Origin of the sequence: Kribbella sp. NPDC050241 (genome assembly GCF_044459685.1) — a bacterium.
In the GTDB taxonomy this organism is placed as follows: domain Bacteria; phylum Actinomycetota; class Actinomycetes; order Propionibacteriales; family Kribbellaceae; genus Kribbella.
In genome coordinates, this window is sequence record NZ_JBITJE010000001.1 from 208,691 (window position 1) to 224,847 (window position 16,157).

Consider the following 16,157-nt stretch of genomic DNA (forward strand, 5'->3'; position numbering starts at 1 on the left):
ACTTCTGGAGGCGGGCGATGACCCGGATCACGGTGAAGGTCGACGGAAGCAGCTTCACGGACGAAGTGGAGCCGCGCACGTTGCTCGTGCATTATCTGCGCGAGCAACTGGGGAAGACAGGGACCGTGGTCGGCTGTGACACCGGCAACTGCGGAGCCTGCACGGTTCACCTGGACGGCCGGAGTGTGAAGTCGTGCTCGGTGTTCGCGGTCCAGGCCGACGGGCACGAGGTGACGACGATCGAGGGTCTCGCGGCCAATGGGCAGTTGCATCCGATGCAGCAGGCCTTCCACGAGAACCACGCGTTGCAGTGCGGCTACTGCACGCCAGGAATGATCATGCAGTCCATCGATCTGCTGGCCGACAATCCGGACCCGTCCGAGGACGACGTCCGGCTCGGGCTCGAAGGCAACCTCTGCCGGTGCACCGGCTACCAGAACATCGTCAAGGCCGTCCGCGCCGCCGCCGCTGCGGGAGGTGCGCAATGACCACCACCGAGGCACGCCCGGCCGCAGAGGTCGGCAGCCCGCGCCGGCGCAAGGAGGACGCCCGCCTCGTCACCGGCCGGACGCGCTGGACCGACAACATCGTGCTTCCGGGCATGTTGCACCTGGCAATGGTGCGCAGCCCGTTCGCGCATGCGCGGATCACCGCGATCGACACCGAGGCCGCCCGGGCCGCCACCGGGGTGGTCGCCGTACTGACCGGGGCCGACATCGCCGACGAGCAGGGTGCGTTGCCGAACGCCTGGGCGATCGTGCCGGAGCAGAAGGCACCGGTACACCCGTCGATGGCGGTCGACCACGTCGCGTTCGCCGGCGAGATCGTTGCCATGGTCGTGGCCCGGAACGCGGCCGAGGCGAACGACGCCGCCGACCTGATCGACGTCGACTATGAGGAACTGCCGCCCGTCCTCGACCTGCGCCAGGCCGCGACCGACGCGTCGCTCGCGCATCCGGACCTGGGCACCAACGTGTCGGCGGTGTGGTCGTTCGACTCGGCCTCGGCCGGCACCGGTGGCGATGTCGAGGCCGCGATCGCGGCCGCCCGCGACGGCGGAATCGTGATCGAGAAGGAGATCCGCCAGCAGCGGCTGATCCCGGCGTTCATTGAACCGCGGTCGATTGTCGTCGATCCGACGCCCGAACAGATGACGGTGTGGTCGTCGACCCAGGTACCGCACTTCGTCAAGATCTTCATCGCGCTCGTGCTCGGCATCCCGGAGAGCAAGATCCGGGTGATCGCGCCGGACGTCGGCGGCGGGTTCGGCGGCAAGCTCCAGTTCACCCCCGAGGAAGTGCTCACCGTCATCGCGGCCCGGCGGACCGGGAAGCCCTGTAAATACACCGAATCCCGGTCCGAGTCGCTGATGGCCGCCCACCACGGCCGGGACCAGTGGCAGAAGCTGACGCTGGCCGCGACCAACGACGGCGACGTGACCGGTCTCAAGGTCGAACTGCTGGCCGACATGGGTGCCTACCTCGGCCTGGTCACGTCGGCGATCCCGTTGCTCGGGGCCTTCATGTACAACGGCATCTACAAGTTCCCGTCGTACCACCTGAAGTGCACGAACGTCTTCACGAACAAGACCTGGACCGACGCCTATCGCGGCGCGGGCCGGCCGGAGGCGACGTTCGCGGTCGAGCGGCTGATGGACGAGTTGGCCGCGAAGGTCGGGGCCGACCCGCTGGCGATCCGGGAGCGGAACTGGATCAAGCACGAGGAGTTCCCGTTCGCGACGGTGTCCGGGCTGAAGTACGACTCCGGCAACTACGAGGCCGCGACCGCGAAGGCCCGCGAGCTCTTCCGGTACGACGAGTTGCGCGCCGAGCAGGGCAAGCGCCGGGAGTCCGGCGACCCGGTCCAGCTCGGCATCGGCGTCTCGACGTACACCGAGATGTGCGGGCTGGCGCCGTCGCGCTGGCTCGGCTCGATGGGGTACGTCGGTGGTGGCTGGGAGCACGCGGCGATCCGGATGCTGCCGACCGGAAAGGTCGAGGTCATCACCGGGACGAGTCCGCACGGGCAGGGACACGAGACCGCGTGGAGCCAGATCGTGGCCGACCGGCTCGGCGTCGGCTTCGAGGACATCGAAGTACTGCACGGTGACACGCAGGTCGCGCCGCGCGGCCTGGACACCTACGGCTCGCGGTCGCTGGCGGTCGGTGGGATGGCGGTGCTCGCCGCGGCCGACCGGGTGATCGAGAAGGCCAAGCCGATCGCGGCACAGTTGCTGGAGGCAAATGTCGACGACCTCGAGTTCGCGGGCGGCCGGTACGGCGTCCGCGGAACCGAGTCGGGGATGACGATGGCCGAGCTCGCGTTCGCGGTCTTCCAGGGGCACAAGCTCGACGGCTCCGCGGAAGGTTGCCTGGATGCCGACGCGACGCTGGATCCGGAGGACTTCTCCTTCCCGCACGGTACGCATCTGTGTGCGGTCGAGGTCGACACCGAGACCGGTGCCACCACGATCCGGTCGTACGTGAGCGTCGACGATGTCGGGGTTGTCGTCAATCCGATGATCGTCGAGGGTCAGGTCCACGGCGGTCTGGCGCAGGGCATCGCGCAGGCGCTCTTCGAGGAGGCCGTGCACGACGAGACCGGCACCCTGGTGAGCGGGTCCCTCGTCGAGTACCTGGTCCCGTCGTCGGCCGACCTGCCGTCGTTCACCACCGCCCGGACCGAGACTCCTTCGACGACGAACCAGCTCGGCGTGAAGGGTGTCGGCGAGGCAGGCACGATCGCCTCGACGCCTGCTGTCGTCAATGCGATTGTCGACGCCGTCCGTCACCTCGGCGTGTCGGACGTGCCGATGCCCTGTACGCCGTACCGGGTCTGGAAGGCCTTGCAGGAAGGGGCGCGGTCATGATCCCGGCAGCTTTCGAGTACTTCACGCCGTCGACGGTCGACGAAGCGGTCGCGCTCCTGCGCGAGCAGCCCGACGCGAAGGTGCTGGCCGGTGGCCAGAGCCTGACGCCGGTCCTGCGGCTACGCCTCGCGGCGCCCGAGACGATTGTCGACATCGGGCGGATCGCCGAACTGCAGGGCGTCCGCGACGACGGCGACGCGCTGGTCATCGGTGCGATGACCCCGCACAGCACGGTGCAAGCCGATCCGCTGGTCGGAGAGCACGCCCGGCTGGTGTCGTTGGCGACGGCAACGATCGCCGATCCGCAGGTGCGGCACCGCGGTACGTTCGGCGGTTCGCTGGCGCATGCCGACCCGGCCGGTGACCTGCCCGCTGTCGCGGTCGCCCTCGACGCGTCGTTCGTGATCGCCGGCCCGGACGGCCGACGTACCGAGGCCGCTGCCGACTTCTTCCAGGGCGTGTTCAGTACGACGCTCGCCGAGGACGAACTGCTGGTCGAGGTGCGGGTACCGAAGTACACCGGCTGGGGCGCGCACTACGAGAAGTTCAACCGGGTCGCGCAGCAATGGTCGATCGTGGCCGTGGCGGCCGCGGTTCGGCTGGACGGGGACTCGATCGCGGAGGCGCGGGTCGGGCTCACCAACATGGGCTCGACCCCGATCCGGGCGAGCGCGGTCGAGGCCGCGCTGGTCGGTCGGCCCGCGACCCCGGAGGCCGTGCGCGAGGCCGCGGCCCGGGCGGCCGACGGGACGTCTCCGGTCTCCGACCTCAATGGTGATGCCGACTATCGGCGGCATCTCGCGTCGGTGCTGACGCGGCGTGCGGTGCTCGCGGCGGCGGGGACCGGATGAAGCTCGAGCACAAGTTCGTCGTACCGGCTCCCGTCGACGAGGCGTGGGTCGCGTTCAACGACCTCGGAAGGGTGGTGCCGTGTTTTCCCGGCGCCACCCTGACGTCGGCCGAGGGTGACGAGTTCACCGGCTCCTGCAAGGTGAAGCTGGGGCCGGTGTCACTCCTGTACTCCGGCAACGGCACGTTCGTCGAGCGCGACGAGTCCGACCATCACGCCGTGATCGAGGCCAAGGGCAAGGACCGCCGGGGCAACGGCACGGCCAGCGTCCGGGTAGTCGCCCGCCTGAGCGCGGCCGACGCCACGTCGACCCAGGTCACCGTGGACACCGACCTGACCATCACCGGCCGCCCCGCCCAATTCGGCCGAGGCCTCATCCAAGAAGTCTCCGACCGCCTCCTGGACCAATTCACCACCTGCCTGACCACAACCCTCCAAACCCCCACCACCCCCGCGACTCCGGCGGCGTCCGCCTCTTCCACCACCTCCGCGAGTCCGGCGGCGTCCGCTCCCTCCACCGAACCCACTGCCCACGCCCAGCCCGCCGGCCCAGCCCAACCCGCGGACCGAGCCCAGCCCGCGGACCGAGCCCAGCCCGCGGACCCAGCCCAGCCCGCGGACCCAGCCCAGCCCGCAGGCCCAGCGCGGGCTGCCGGTGCGGATCAGCCCGCTGACCCATCAGCACCTACCTCGGACCTCGGTACATCGTCCGCTTCCGGCGCGGCTTCTGAGCCGCCGGCGCTCAACCTGGCTGCGACCATGCTGCCGGTACTGGCTCGGCGCGTCCGGCCCTACCTGATCGGGGCAGTTGTGGCTCTGGTCCTCCGCCGCCTGTTCCGCCGCTGACTGGTCACGGCTGCTCGGGGGTGGGTGGGCCGCCGGGTGGCCACTCGACCAGCTCGATGCGGTAGCCGTCGGGGTCTGTCACCCACGACGTCTTCGGACCGTCCTGACCTCCTGGCAACTCGACAGCGCCAGGCTCGAGACCAGCAGCGCTCAGCCGGTCGACGGTTGCGCTCAGCGACTCGACCTCGATCGCGAAGTGTGCGAACCCGCCCAGGACAACCGGCCCGTCGGCCGGGCGGTGCACCAGCTCGAGCGACACCGCCGGCTCGTCGGGCAGTTTCAGCCAGACCAGGCTGGACCCGTCCTCGAACGGGACCGTAGTGAGCTCGGTGTAGCCAACGGTCCGGTAGAAGGCGAGCGAACGTTCGAGGTCACTCACGCGCAACGCGAAGAGGATTGTCTTCATGTTGACGATCCAACTGACGGCACGCGCGCACGTCAACGCAGCCCGTGGGAGAGGATATCGGCATGCGAGTGCTGATTGCGCCGGACAAGTTCGCGGGCACGCTGACGGCCGTCGAGGCGGCCGCGGCGATCGAGGAAGGGTGGCGGCGGCGGGATCCGCAGGCCGAGGTGCTGGTCGCGCCGATGGCCGACGGCGGTCCCGGGTTCATCGACGTGCTGTCCGCCGTCGTCGACGGGACGCTCCTGTCCGTCACCGTCCGTGGCCCGCTGGGCGACGACACCCCGGCGACCGTGCTGCTCGCGGGCGAAACGGCGTACGTCGAGACTGCGCAGGCGTGCGGCCTGCACCTGGTGGAGCCGAAGCAACGCCGGCCCGAGGACGCGACGACGTACGGCGTGGGTCAGCTGATCGCGGCCGCGGTGGAGGCCGGTGCGAAGCGGATCATCCTCGGACTCGGCGGTTCCGGGACGAACGACGCGGGCGCCGGACTGCTGGCGGCGCTCGGTGCAACCGCGACCGGAGGCCGCCTGGACGCCGGTGCCACCGGGCTCGCGGAGCTGACCGCCGTCGACCTGGAGCCGGCCCGGGAGCGGATGGCCGGGATCGAGTTCGTCGCGGCGAGTGACGTGGAGAACCCGATGCTCGGTCTGCGCGGCGCGACCAACATCTTCGGCTCCCAGAAGGGCATCACCGACGAACACAAGCCGGCGGTCGACGGCTGGCTGACCAGGTTCGCCGAGCTGGCGGGCCGGAAGACCGCCGACCAGAAGGGCGCCGGCGCCGCCGGTGGTCTCGGCTACGCGCTGTTACTCCTCGGCGCCGAGCGCATCTCCGGCATCGACCTGGTCGCCGACCTGACCGGCCTGAAGGAGAAGGCGTCGAGGGTCGACCTGGTGCTGAGCGGTGAGGGCGCGTTCGACTTCCAGTCCCGCGACGGCAAGGTGATCGCCGGCGTCGCGAAGGTCGCGAACGACGCCATGCGCCCGTGCGTGGTCCTGGCCGGCAAGGTCCAGATCGGCTCCCGCGAGATGCGCACGATGGGTGTCGAGTCGGCGTACTCGCTGGTCGACGCGGTGGGGGAGGAGCGCGCCTTCGCCGACCCGCACGGCTCCCTGGCGGCGGTTGCGGAGCGTGTCGCCCGGACCTGGGCCCGCTGATCACCCTGCGACCGGGGTTGTTGATCCTGGAAATTGGTGTGCGACCATGGGAATGGTTCCGGATCGGCGCTTGTTGGTCCGAAATGACAGCGGACTTTCCGCGCGCGGCTGCTTGCCCACACAGCAGCCGGGCGCTCACGAGATGACTGGAGTCAGGAATGACTGAAGCGCAGACCGAGCAGACCGTCGCCACGGGTGTTCTCCTCACCGACGGGGCCGCCGCCAAGGTGAAGGCGCTGCTCGAGCAGGAAGGCCGCGACGACCTCGCGCTGCGGGTCGCCGTGCAGCCGGGTGGCTGCTCCGGGCTGCGGTACCAGCTGTTCTTCGACGAGCGTCAGCTCGACGGTGACGTGGTGGCCGACTTCGGCGGCGTGAGCGTGGTCACGGACCGGATGAGTGCGCCGTACCTGAAGGGCGCCTCGATCGACTTCGTCGACACGATCGAGAAGCAGGGCTTTACGATCGACAACCCGAACGCCACCGGCTCCTGCGCCTGCGGCGACTCGTTCAACTGAGCCTCCTCGAAGCCCCCGGCACCTGTTGGTGCCGGGGGCTTCGTCGTGTCCGGACCAGTTCCGGCGCCACGCTGCCTGAACTGCGGGTCGTGGGGTCCTTCAGTGCGCGGGTGTGCCCTCGCGGGCGCGCTTCGGTAGCAGCCAGGTGACGGCGAGGCTGACCAGGAACATGCCGATCGCGACCAGTACCGCGGTCTTGGTGGCGCCGAGGAACGCATGCGCCGGCAGCAGCTGGAAGAAGATCGTGCCGATCACCGCGACCCCGATCGCACCGCCGAACTGCTGCATCGCGGTCAGTACGCCGGACGCCGAACCCGCCGCCCGGTCGTCGATCGACGCCAGGATGATGTCGAACAGCGGGGCGAACACCAGTCCGGCACCGATCCCGGTCGCGAGGGTTGCCGGGACCAGGTTCCAGATCGTGGTGGCGTCGCCGTACGTGTGCAGGGTGAGCCACACGCCGCCCATCGCCACAGTCATCACCGCGACCCCGAGCTGCAGCGCCTTGCGCCCGAACTTCGGTGCGAGCAGGCCGCCGGACAGCGGTGCGCCGATGGCGATGCCGAGCGAGAACGGCACCATCGCAAGGCCGGCCTTCAGCGGGCTGTAGTGCAGACCGAGCTGGGTGAAGAGGTTGAAGACCAGCATGAAGCCGGACATCGCCAGGAAGAACGTGGTGATGACGGCGAGGCCGGCGACGTACCCGCGGCTGCGGAACAGCGACGGGTCGATGACCGGGTTGCCGGACCGGCGCTCACGCCAACCGAACAACGCGAACACTCCGACGGACCCGACCATCATCAGGATCGACCAGGCCGGCCAGCCGAGCTCGCGGCCCTGGACCAGCGGGTAGATCAGCAGCCCGGACGCGAGGCTGACCAGTACGACGCCTGCGGTGTCGAGCCGGGACGCGCCGGGTGTCTTCACCTCGGGCATGAACCGGAGCGCGCCGACCAGGGCGGCGATGCCGATCGGGACGTTGATGAAGAAGATCATCCGCCAGCCGGCGTCGAACCAGTTCGCGTCGATCAGCACGCCGGCGATGATCGGGCCGGCGACTGCAGACAATCCCATCACCGGACCGAACATCGCGAACGCTTTGCCGATCTCTTCCGCCGGGAAGACCGCCTTCAGGATCGCGAACCCCTGCGGGATCATCACCGCGCCGAGCAGTCCCTGTGCGACCCGGCTGCCGATCAGCAGTTCCGGTGAGGTGGCGAACCCGCAGACCGCGGACGCGACCGTGAAGCCGACAGCGCCGATGAGGAACAACCGCCGGCGACCGACCAGATCGCCGAGCCGGCCGAAGCTGATCAGCCCGATCGCGAAGGCGAGCGTGTAGCCGGCGAGCATCCACTGCATCGCGGACTCGGACCCACCGAGCTCGGCCCGGATCGACGGCGCCGCAATGTTGACAATCGTCGCGTCGACAAGATCCATGATCTCCGCGATCAGCACGGTCGCGAGCACGATCCAGCGCCACTTGTACGGCGTACCGCTCGTCCCGTTGGAGGTGGTTGTCGGACCGGTGGCGCCGGGTGCGGTCTTGGTGGTGGCTTGGGTGGCGTTGGTCTCGCCGGTGGCCGTGGAGGCGGCGGTCTGGGTGGCCGGTGGCTCCGGTGGGGTGGTGGTCGAGGTGCTCATCGGTGGCTCCTGGAGGACGTGGCGCGAACGGTGTTCGTTAACGAACACTGTTCTACTCACGAACACTGTTCCTGTCAAGTACGGTGTTCGCTACAGTGGTCCCATGACCCAGTCGCCCTGGCAGCCGATCAGCCCCGCGAAGCCCACCCGCACCCCGAAGGAACCGCTCACCCGGGACCGGATCGTCGACGCGGCCATGCGCCTACTGGTCGACCAGGGGTACGACGCCGTCTCGATGCGCAAGGTCGCCCAGGTTCTCGGCACCGGTCCGGCGTCGCTCTACGCCCACGTCGCGAACAAGAAGGAACTCGACCAACTCCTCGTCGACCGCGCGGCCTCGGACATGCGGCTCCCGGAGACAGCGGATCCGGAGCGCTGGCAGGAGCAGTTGAAGGACGCGATGCGCGAGATGCTCCGCGTGATGCGCGCGAACCCCGGCGTCGCCCGGGCGGCGATCGGCCAGGTGCCGCTGGGAGAGCAGGCCCTGCTCAGCACCGAACGCTTCCTGGCCATCCTCAAGGCCGGGAATCTTCCCGACCAGGCAGCCGCGTGGGCGGTCGACCTGATCCCGCTCTATGTGACCGCGATCGCCTTCGAAGAGTCCGTCCAGGGCGCCTCGGCCTGGACACCAGAAGACATCGAAGGTTTCGTCGGCGGCCTGCGCACGTACTTCGAGTCCCTCCCGGCTGACCGCTTTCCCTTCACCCTCGCCCTAGCCGGCGCCCTCACCGCCGGCGCCACCGGCGACGAACGCTTCGAGTTCGGCATAACCGTCATCACAGCAGGCCTGGCCGCCCTCGCCGAAAAGGCTTGATCTGAGGACAGCTCAGGCGATGCGGTCGTGGTCGGGGTGGACCGTGCCGGTCTGCGGTTCGATCCAGGCCTTGATCCGGGCCCAGGAGTTGCGCCAGTTCTTCAGTGCGGCGTCGCGGGCGCCGGCCGGATCCCGCGCCTCGAGCGCGGCCAGTATCCGGGTGTGCTCCTCGAAGGCTTCCTTGCGGATCTGTTCGTCGCGGAACGCGGCCCGCTCGATCCTGCGCAGCTCGACCTTGACCAGTTCGAGGAAGCTCATCAGCACCGGGTTGCCGGCGGCGAGGTAGTACACGTCGTGGAACTCTTCGTCGAGTTGCTGCACCCGGCCGACGTCGGCGCCGGCCATCTCGTCGAGCATCGCACGCATCCGGCCGAGCGCGTCGTCGTCGAGGCTCCCGGCTGCGGTCTCGGCGGCGTACGCATCCAGTACGCCGCCGAGCTCGTACAGGTGTACGGCGCGGCCGAACTGCAGATCGGCGACCCGCGTGCTGCGGCCCCGCGCGATGTCCACGAGGCCTTCCTGGGACAACCGGATCAGCGCCTCGCGAACAGGAGTCCGGCTGACCCCGAGCATCGAGGCGACCTCCAGGTCGCGGATGTTCTCGCCTGGCTCGAGCGGCCCGTTGACGATCCAGTCTTTCAGTCGCTCGTACGCGATGTCCTGGGCGTTGACCCGCATCGGCATCTTGTCGCCGCCTGGCAACGGCATCTCGGTCCGCCCCTCACAGTGGATGACGCTCGGTATGCAGCATATCTGTCACCGCCAGCCCGCCGGCAGGACGGATCGCGCGATGCTCACGTGCGCCGCTGTCCAGCCGCCGGCGACGCACTGGTTCACCTGGACCCGTGCGGCGGCGCCGAGCAATTCGTACGCCTCGACCCTGGTCAACCGGTGACCGGTGTGCAGCCGTTCGATCAGGTCCGTGAAGGCGTGCCGCAGGTTCGTCTCCAGCGGCGCACCGAACTCGCACCCGATCGATCCGATCGTCGCGGCGGTATCGAGCCGAGGCGTGACCGGCTCGTCCTTGCCTTTGAGAACGTCGACGGTGATGTGCACATCGGCGTTGGTCTCGAGGGCCGTGCCGGTGACCTCGGCGTCACCCATCGAGGCGTGCACGTCACCGAGGGACAGGAGTGCTCCGGGGACGTTGACGGGCAGTAGTACGGTCGATCCCACCGTGACGCTGGGACAGTCGACATTGCCGCCGTGGCCCGGGCCGAACTCCAGCGAACTCGCCGATCCGGCGGCGGGCGCGGTCGCGATCGAGCCGACCATCGGGCGGACTGGCAGCAGCAGATCGCCGACCCCGGTCGGGAAGACCACCGTGTCTCCATCGATCCGGCAGATCCGCGTGTCCGGCAATCCGTTCTCGAGTGGACTCCAGTGCCCGCCGCACACACCCTTGGAGTCGCCTGTGACAAGCGTCGCGGCGTACGGCGCCAGCGTGCCGAGCTCGATCCGATCGATCCGTACGGCGAGCCGGTCGCCGGGCTCGGCGCCGTCGACGAAGATCGGCCCGGTCACCGGGTTGTAGTGCCCGATCAGGTCCATCAGATCCTGCTCGCGGCCGAACACCTGCTCGGCGGAGGAGACCTTGTTGGAGAAGCAGTCGTAGGTCTCGACCACGAGCGACGTCCCCGGACTCACCCGGACGGCCGGGGTCGTCGCGGCATCGAAGACGAACGCGTGCGCGGTCCGGGGGACCCGAACGACGGTCATCACGCACCACCGCCGAAGACAATCCGGCCGGCGCTCATCGTCAGTACCGGCCGCGCCTCGGCGATCCGGTCGGCAGGCAGCGTCCACGGGTCGTTGCCCAGGGCCACTAGGTCGGCGTCGTACCCGACGGCGATCCGGCCGCGGCCCGCGGCCGCACCGGCGGCTACGGCCCCGGCTGTGGTGGCACAGGCCATCGCCTCCGTGAGTGTGATGCACTGCTCCGGCTGGAAGGTCCGGCCATCGGCGCCGGTCCGGGTCACCGCGAGCTGAACCGCGACGAGTGGATCGGTGTCGCGCTGGTCCACCCGCAGCCCGAGCCGCCGGTCGGAGCCGAAGGTCACGACGGCGCCGGCGTTCAGCAGACTCCGGTACGGACTGATCCCGCGACCGAACTCCTCGTCGCCGCGGGCGGTCAGGATTGGGCCTTGGGCAACGATCTCCCAGGGCTGTGCCTCGATCGCTACGCCCAGCGCGGCGACGCGGGCGAGATCCTGAGGCTGGATCCGGCGAGCGTGGATCACCCGGTGCGGTGGCAACGACGTACCGGCGCGGGACGGTAGTCCGGCCAGGATGTCGAGCGCCTCGGCGACGCCGAGGTCGCCCATCGCGTGGATCGACAGCGCGGCGCCGAGGGCATCCGCACGCTTCCCGAGCCGACCGGCCTCATCGGCACCGGGGTACCGGAACGAGTCGATCCGCGGTCCGCCGGGCTGTGAGTACCAGCCGTTGTCGAGCGACATCTTGAACCCGCCGAACGAGATCAGCGGCGAGTTCGGTTCGACGGCGGTGAAGTCGTCGACCCGCCAGATCGACGGCCTGAAGCTGTAGCGCACTGACAGTTCGCCGGCCAGCGAGTCGATCAGGCCGACGTCGGTGAAGGAGCGTTCGAGGTGGATCGCTGTCCGGCGATCCTCCACCGGGTACGTCGCGATGTCGTGCACCTCGGTGATGCCGCGCTTGGACAGGTCGGCGAGCAGATCGCGCATCTCGGCCAGCCGTCTCGCTCGATTCGGCGGTGGCACGACGCCCGCCGCCAGACGGCTCCACACGGCGGTACCCCGGAGTACACCGGTCGGGCGGCCGTCGTCGTACCGCTCGATCCGGCCGCCGGCGGGATCGGGGGTGTCCGAACTGATCCGCGACCTCTCGAGCGCGAGGCTGTTCAGCAATGCCGTGCTGTGGTCGAGGCTCCGGAGGAACAGTGGTCGACCGTCGGTGGCGCGGTCGAGTTCGTCGAGTGTTGGGAGGTCACGGTCAGGCAGTGTCGCCGGGAGCCAGTCGCCACCTGTCACCCAGTCGCCGGCGGTGATTCGCGAAGCCACCGTCCGCAGGCTTTCCAGTGCGTCGTCGTGGCTGGTCGTGTCCGACCAGTTCACGGTCCAGCGATCCTCCGCACTCCAGCCCAGGTGAGTATGGCTGTCGACGAAGCCGGGGAGCAGCGTCGCACCGTCCAACTCGATGACCTGGGTCGCGGCCGGCGCGGGCTCGCCGGGCCGGCCGATCGCCGTGATCCGGCCACCGTCGACTGCGATCCACACCGGTTCCGCGGTGCCGTCCAGTGCCCACGGCCCGGCCGCAATTCTTGCCTGGTGCAACAACGTGTCAACCATGGAGATCCTCGATCCTCGGCGGCTGGGCGTAGACGTCCGGTCGGTCGTGCTCGAGTGATCTGAGCTCGTCGCGCCGGGCCCGGATCACGGTCGGGTCGAGGTCGACGACGAGTACGGCGGGGGAGTCGTCCGCATGAGCGATCACCGTGCCCCACGGGTCGATCACCAGGCTGTGCCCGTACGCTGTGAACCCGGTGAGGTCGGCCCCGATCTGGGCGGGCGCCAGCACGTAACAGAGGTTCTCGATCGCACGCGCCCGGAGCAAGGCCTCCCAGTGCGCCGGGCCGGTGTACGCGGAGAAGTTCGCGGGCACCGTCAACACCGTCGCACCGGCCTTCGCCAGGCTTCGATACAACGCGGGGAACCGCAGGTCGTAGCAGATGCTGAGCCCCAGCGTGACGTCGTCGGCCCCGACGACCACGGTGTTGTCACCGGCGACGGTGAACGCGGCCTCGTCGTCGGCTGGTTCGCCCGGCCGGTCCAGCCGGAACAGATGGACCTTCCGGTACCGCGCCACGATCCGGCCGTCACGGTCGAACACGAGGCAACTGTTGTAGGCGCGCTGGGCGTCGTCCGACGCTGTCCAGACCCCGCCGAGGACCAAGCGGAGGTCGAGGTCACGGGCGAGACCGGCCAGTCGCCCGATCGCCGGTCCGTCCTCGGCTTCGACGTACCGGGAGTCGAACGGGCCGCGGTAGATGCTTGCCTCGGGCAACACCGCCAGTGAGCTGCCGTTCTCGGCCGCGGTCCGCAGCGCCTTCTCGATCGCGTCCAGATTGGCGCCCCGGTCCGAGCCGGAACCGAGCTGGACGACACTCACCCTCATGACGCCACCACCGCCGGCTTTGGCGCGATGGCGTACGGAATGCACAGTGGACTGCCCGTACGCGGGTCGGGGATCACATCGGACTCGAGACCGAACACATCCCTCACCATCGTGCGGGTCAGTACCTCGTCCGGCCGGCCGTTCGCGTAGACGCTGCCGTCGCGGACCGCGACCATCCGATCCGAGTACGCCGCCGCCTGGTTGAGGTCGTGCAGCACCATCAGGATCGTCGTACCGTGCTCCCGGTTCAGCCGCCGGAGCAGTTCCATCAGCTCCAGCTGGTACGCGACGTCGAGGAACGTGGTGGGCTCGTCCAGCAGGATGATGCTGGTGTCCTGGGCGAGCGCCATCGCGATCCAGGCGCGCTGTCGCTGTCCACCGGAGAGTCGTTCCAGCGGGCGGTGCGCGAGGTCGGACATCCCGGTCTGCTCGAGTGCCCACGCCACCGTGCGACGGTCCTCGTCGGACTTGATACCGAGGAACTGCCGATGGGGATACCGGCCGTGCTCGACGAGATCCATCACCGTCATGCCCTCCGGCGCGGTCGGGCCCTGAGGCAGGATCGCGAGCTGTTGTGCCAGGGCCCGGGACGAGATCGCGGCGATCTCCTTGCCGTCCAGCAGGACCCGGCCCGACCGCGCGTCGAGCAGGCGGCCGATGCAGCGCAGCAGGGTGCTCTTGCCGCAGCCGTTGCGGCCGACCAGGCTGGTGACCGCGCCTCCCTCGATCTCGATGCTCAGGTCGGGGATCACCACCAACGGGCCGTAGCTGAGCCGCAGGTTCTCGGTGCGAAGCCGAGCGGGCGGATGATCAGTCATGCGTGCAGTCCCTTCCGGAGCTGGAGCAGGAAGTACGGTGCTCCGAGCACCGCGGTGAACAGTCCGACCGGGATCTCCGCCGGCGGCAGGATCGCGCGGCCGAGAGCGTCGGCGACCACCACGAGCAGCGCGCCGATGCAAGCCGAGGCCGGGATCAGGAGGCGGTGGCCGGGTCCGACGAGGCGGCGGCACAGGTGGGGTGCGAGCAGGCCGACGAAGGCGATCGTGCCGCCGACCGCAACCGCGGATCCGGCCAGTGCGACGGCGATGGCCAGCAGCCCGAGCTTGAGTGCCTCCAGCCGCGAGCCGAGGGCACGGGGTACGTCGTCGCCGAGCCCGAGCAGGTTGAGTTGGTCGGCCAGAAACCAGGCCAGTGGGATGAGCACCAGGGTCCAGGGAGCGACCTGTTCGACGTGGATCCAGGACCGGCCCCAGAGGCTGCCGGTCAGCCAGCGCAGCGCGGCTTGCACGTCACCGGTGAAGGAGGTGGTGACGATGATCAACTGGATCAACGCCAGCGACAGTCCGCCGAACGCGACGCCGATCAGCGCCAGCCGGCCGGGGTTGACGATGCCGTCCCGCCGTGACAGGAGGTACGTCGTACCGCCGGCCACTGCAGCACCGGCGAACGCGGCAGCCGGCACCTGCCAGATGGCAGCGGCGCTGCTGGAGAAGCTCAGTACGAGCAGTGCGGCGAGTCCTGCTCCGCCGTTCACACCGATCACCGCGGGGGATGCCAGTGGGTTGCGGGTGACTGCCTGCAGGATGACGCCGGACACCGCGAGGCCGGCGCCGACGCAGAGGCCGACCAGGATCCGCGGCAACCGGAATCCGATGACGATCCGGTGATCGGCGATCGTGCCGGTCCCGGTCAGCGCCCGGAGGATCCGGCTGAGGTCGATCTGTACGGCGCCGATGCCGATGCTGATCACCGACGCGACGACTACCAGGGCGAGCAGCCCGACGACGATCAGCCGGCGCCGGTATCCGACCCTCCGCAGGATCATTGCCGACGGCAACACTTCGGTCAGGACCGTCATACGACACCCCTTCCGCGCCGGGCCAGATAGATGAAGTACGGCGTGCCGAGCACCGCGGTCAGTACACCGACCGGGACTTCGGTGCTGGGGACAACGATTCGGCTGACGACATCCGCGGTGACCAGCAGCGCCCCGCCGTACACGATGCTGAATCCGAACACCCGCAAGTACGACGTACCGACAGACCAGCGCGCCATGTGCGGAACGAGCAGCCCGACCATGGCGATCGGCCCGGCCACCGCAACGGCGGCACCGGCCAGCACGACGACGAGCGCCAGTGCCTGCAGCCGAACCCGCTCGACCGGCAGGCCGAGACCGCGGGCGATGTCGTCACCGAGCGAGAGCACGGTCACCGACTTCGCCAGCAGGAACGCGCAGCCGAGGCCGATGATGCTGTAGGGCAAAAGGGTTCGGACGCCGGCCCAACTCGCGCCGTCGACCCCACCGACCAGGTAGCGCAGGAGGAACTGCACCGCGTTGTCGTTGAGCACGACGACACTCATCACCAGCGCGTTCGCGAGGAGCGCCACAGTCACGCCGGCGAGAGCCACCCGTCCCGGTGTCATGTCGACGCCGGCGACGATCACGAACACCAGCCCGGCCGCGGCCGCTGCCCCGGCGAAGGCGACGAACGGCATCAGGCTGATCCCGCCGAGGCGGAATGCGGTGGCGCCGAGGGTGTAGGTCACCAGCGCTACCGCGAGTGCGGCGCCGGCATTCACGCCGATGATCGACGGCTCCACGATCGGGTTGCGGGTGACGCCCTGGATCAGCGCGCCGGCGACCGCAAGGCCGGCGCCGATCAGCAACGCCAGCACGGTCCGTGGGAGCCGCAGGCTCTGCACGGCGGCCGTGAGTTGCGGATCGGCGTGGCCGGTGAGTGCCTGCACGACCTGGCCCGGGGACGCTGTGCCGTTGCTGCCCACCATCAGGCTGAGTGCGCAGGCGATCAGCAGGACGAGTACGCCGGCGGCGAGGGGGACACGGAGCGGCCGGATCCGATCGGCCGCTTCGCGTGGCGGGGTTGTGGTGGTGGTCTGCAT

The 16,157-nt window shown here is 69.4% G+C and carries 16 protein-coding genes; 7 read left to right on the forward strand and 9 right to left on the reverse strand.

Going from position 1 to position 16,157, the window contains the following annotated elements:
* The first annotated feature begins 17 nt into the window (after positions 1 to 17).
* The 4 genes from ACIBG5_RS00930 to ACIBG5_RS00945 are packed head-to-tail and all read left to right on the forward strand — an operon-like array spanning position 18 to position 4,565.
* Positions 18 to 488 carry a (2Fe-2S)-binding protein gene (locus ACIBG5_RS00930; RefSeq protein ID WP_360440022.1) on the forward strand — a complete coding sequence of 157 codons (471 nt, stop codon included), beginning with the start codon at positions 18 to 20 and terminating at the stop codon, positions 486 to 488.
* Positions 485 to 2,869, forward strand: coding sequence for a xanthine dehydrogenase family protein molybdopterin-binding subunit (locus ACIBG5_RS00935; RefSeq protein WP_396389363.1), 2,385 nt, complete (start codon positions 485 to 487; stop codon positions 2,867 to 2,869). The genes ACIBG5_RS00930 and ACIBG5_RS00935 overlap by 4 nt, the downstream gene beginning before the upstream one ends.
* Positions 2,866 to 3,720: an FAD binding domain-containing protein gene (locus tag ACIBG5_RS00940; RefSeq protein ID WP_396389364.1), complete on the forward strand. Its 855-nt coding sequence runs from the start codon at positions 2,866 to 2,868 to the stop codon at positions 3,718 to 3,720. Before ACIBG5_RS00935 ends, ACIBG5_RS00940 begins: the two co-directional genes overlap by 4 nt.
* Positions 3,717 to 4,565, forward strand: a complete 849-nt coding sequence (locus ACIBG5_RS00945) for an SRPBCC domain-containing protein (protein WP_396389365.1) — start codon at positions 3,717 to 3,719, stop codon at positions 4,563 to 4,565. The genes ACIBG5_RS00940 and ACIBG5_RS00945 overlap by 4 nt, the downstream gene beginning before the upstream one ends.
* A gap of 4 nt (positions 4,566 to 4,569) precedes the next feature.
* On the opposite strand, the gene ACIBG5_RS00950 is transcribed toward ACIBG5_RS00945, so the two are convergent.
* The gene (locus ACIBG5_RS00950) at positions 4,570 to 4,971 is read right to left on the reverse strand and encodes a VOC family protein (protein ID WP_396389366.1); all 402 of its coding nucleotides are present in this window, start codon (positions 4,969 to 4,971) and stop codon (positions 4,570 to 4,572) included.
* Positions 4,972 to 5,033: 62 nt separating this feature from the next.
* Here ACIBG5_RS00950 and ACIBG5_RS00955 point away from each other — a divergent pair, with 62 nt between their 5' ends.
* Together ACIBG5_RS00955 and ACIBG5_RS00960 are read left to right on the forward strand one after the other, a co-directional pair.
* Complete coding sequence (locus ACIBG5_RS00955; RefSeq protein WP_396389367.1) at positions 5,034 to 6,128, forward strand: glycerate kinase; 1,095 nt, start codon at positions 5,034 to 5,036, stop codon at positions 6,126 to 6,128.
* 158 nt (positions 6,129 to 6,286) lie between these two features.
* Entirely contained in the window at positions 6,287 to 6,643 is a 357-nt protein-coding gene (locus tag ACIBG5_RS00960; RefSeq protein WP_131350966.1) for an iron-sulfur cluster assembly accessory protein, read from the forward strand.
* Positions 6,644 to 6,742: 99 nt separating this feature from the next.
* Here ACIBG5_RS00960 and ACIBG5_RS00965 read toward each other — a convergent pair whose 3' ends face one another.
* Positions 6,743 to 8,287, reverse strand: coding sequence for a DHA2 family efflux MFS transporter permease subunit (locus ACIBG5_RS00965; RefSeq protein ID WP_396389368.1), 1,545 nt, complete (start codon positions 8,285 to 8,287; stop codon positions 6,743 to 6,745).
* A 103-nt stretch (positions 8,288 to 8,390) separates the two neighbouring features.
* Between ACIBG5_RS00965 and ACIBG5_RS00970 the strand changes: the two genes are divergently transcribed.
* Positions 8,391 to 9,101 carry a TetR/AcrR family transcriptional regulator gene (locus ACIBG5_RS00970; protein WP_396389369.1) on the forward strand — a complete coding sequence of 237 codons (711 nt, stop codon included), beginning with the start codon at positions 8,391 to 8,393 and terminating at the stop codon, positions 9,099 to 9,101.
* Between the two features lie 12 nt (positions 9,102 to 9,113).
* Here ACIBG5_RS00970 and ACIBG5_RS00975 read toward each other — a convergent pair whose 3' ends face one another.
* Genes ACIBG5_RS00975 through ACIBG5_RS01005 form a run of 7 tightly spaced genes read right to left on the reverse strand, consistent with a single transcriptional unit; the run spans position 9,114 to position 16,157 of the window.
* Positions 9,114 to 9,809, reverse strand: coding sequence for a GntR family transcriptional regulator (locus ACIBG5_RS00975; RefSeq protein ID WP_396389370.1), 696 nt, complete (start codon positions 9,807 to 9,809; stop codon positions 9,114 to 9,116).
* 48 nt (positions 9,810 to 9,857) lie between these two features.
* Positions 9,858 to 10,820 (reverse strand): acetamidase/formamidase family protein, encoded by a 963-nt coding sequence (locus ACIBG5_RS00980; RefSeq protein ID WP_396389372.1) that lies wholly within the window; start codon positions 10,818 to 10,820, stop codon positions 9,858 to 9,860.
* Positions 10,820 to 12,430 carry an amidohydrolase gene (locus tag ACIBG5_RS00985; protein WP_396389373.1) on the reverse strand — a complete coding sequence of 537 codons (1,611 nt, stop codon included), beginning with the start codon at positions 12,428 to 12,430 and terminating at the stop codon, positions 10,820 to 10,822. Before ACIBG5_RS00985 ends, ACIBG5_RS00980 begins: the two co-directional genes overlap by 1 nt.
* Positions 12,423 to 13,256 (reverse strand): carbon-nitrogen hydrolase family protein, encoded by an 834-nt coding sequence (locus tag ACIBG5_RS00990; protein ID WP_396389374.1) that lies wholly within the window; start codon positions 13,254 to 13,256, stop codon positions 12,423 to 12,425. Before ACIBG5_RS00990 ends, ACIBG5_RS00985 begins: the two co-directional genes overlap by 8 nt.
* A complete protein-coding gene (locus ACIBG5_RS00995; protein ID WP_396389375.1) occupies positions 13,253 to 14,074 on the reverse strand; it encodes an ABC transporter ATP-binding protein in 822 nt (273 codons plus the stop codon). The genes ACIBG5_RS00990 and ACIBG5_RS00995 overlap by 4 nt, the downstream gene beginning before the upstream one ends.
* Entirely contained in the window at positions 14,071 to 15,114 is a 1,044-nt protein-coding gene (locus ACIBG5_RS01000; RefSeq protein WP_396389377.1) for a FecCD family ABC transporter permease, read from the reverse strand. Before ACIBG5_RS01000 ends, ACIBG5_RS00995 begins: the two co-directional genes overlap by 4 nt.
* On the reverse strand, positions 15,111 to 16,157 hold the full coding sequence (locus tag ACIBG5_RS01005; RefSeq protein ID WP_396389378.1) for a FecCD family ABC transporter permease: 1,047 nt from the start codon (positions 16,155 to 16,157) through the stop codon (positions 15,111 to 15,113). The genes ACIBG5_RS01000 and ACIBG5_RS01005 overlap by 4 nt, the downstream gene beginning before the upstream one ends.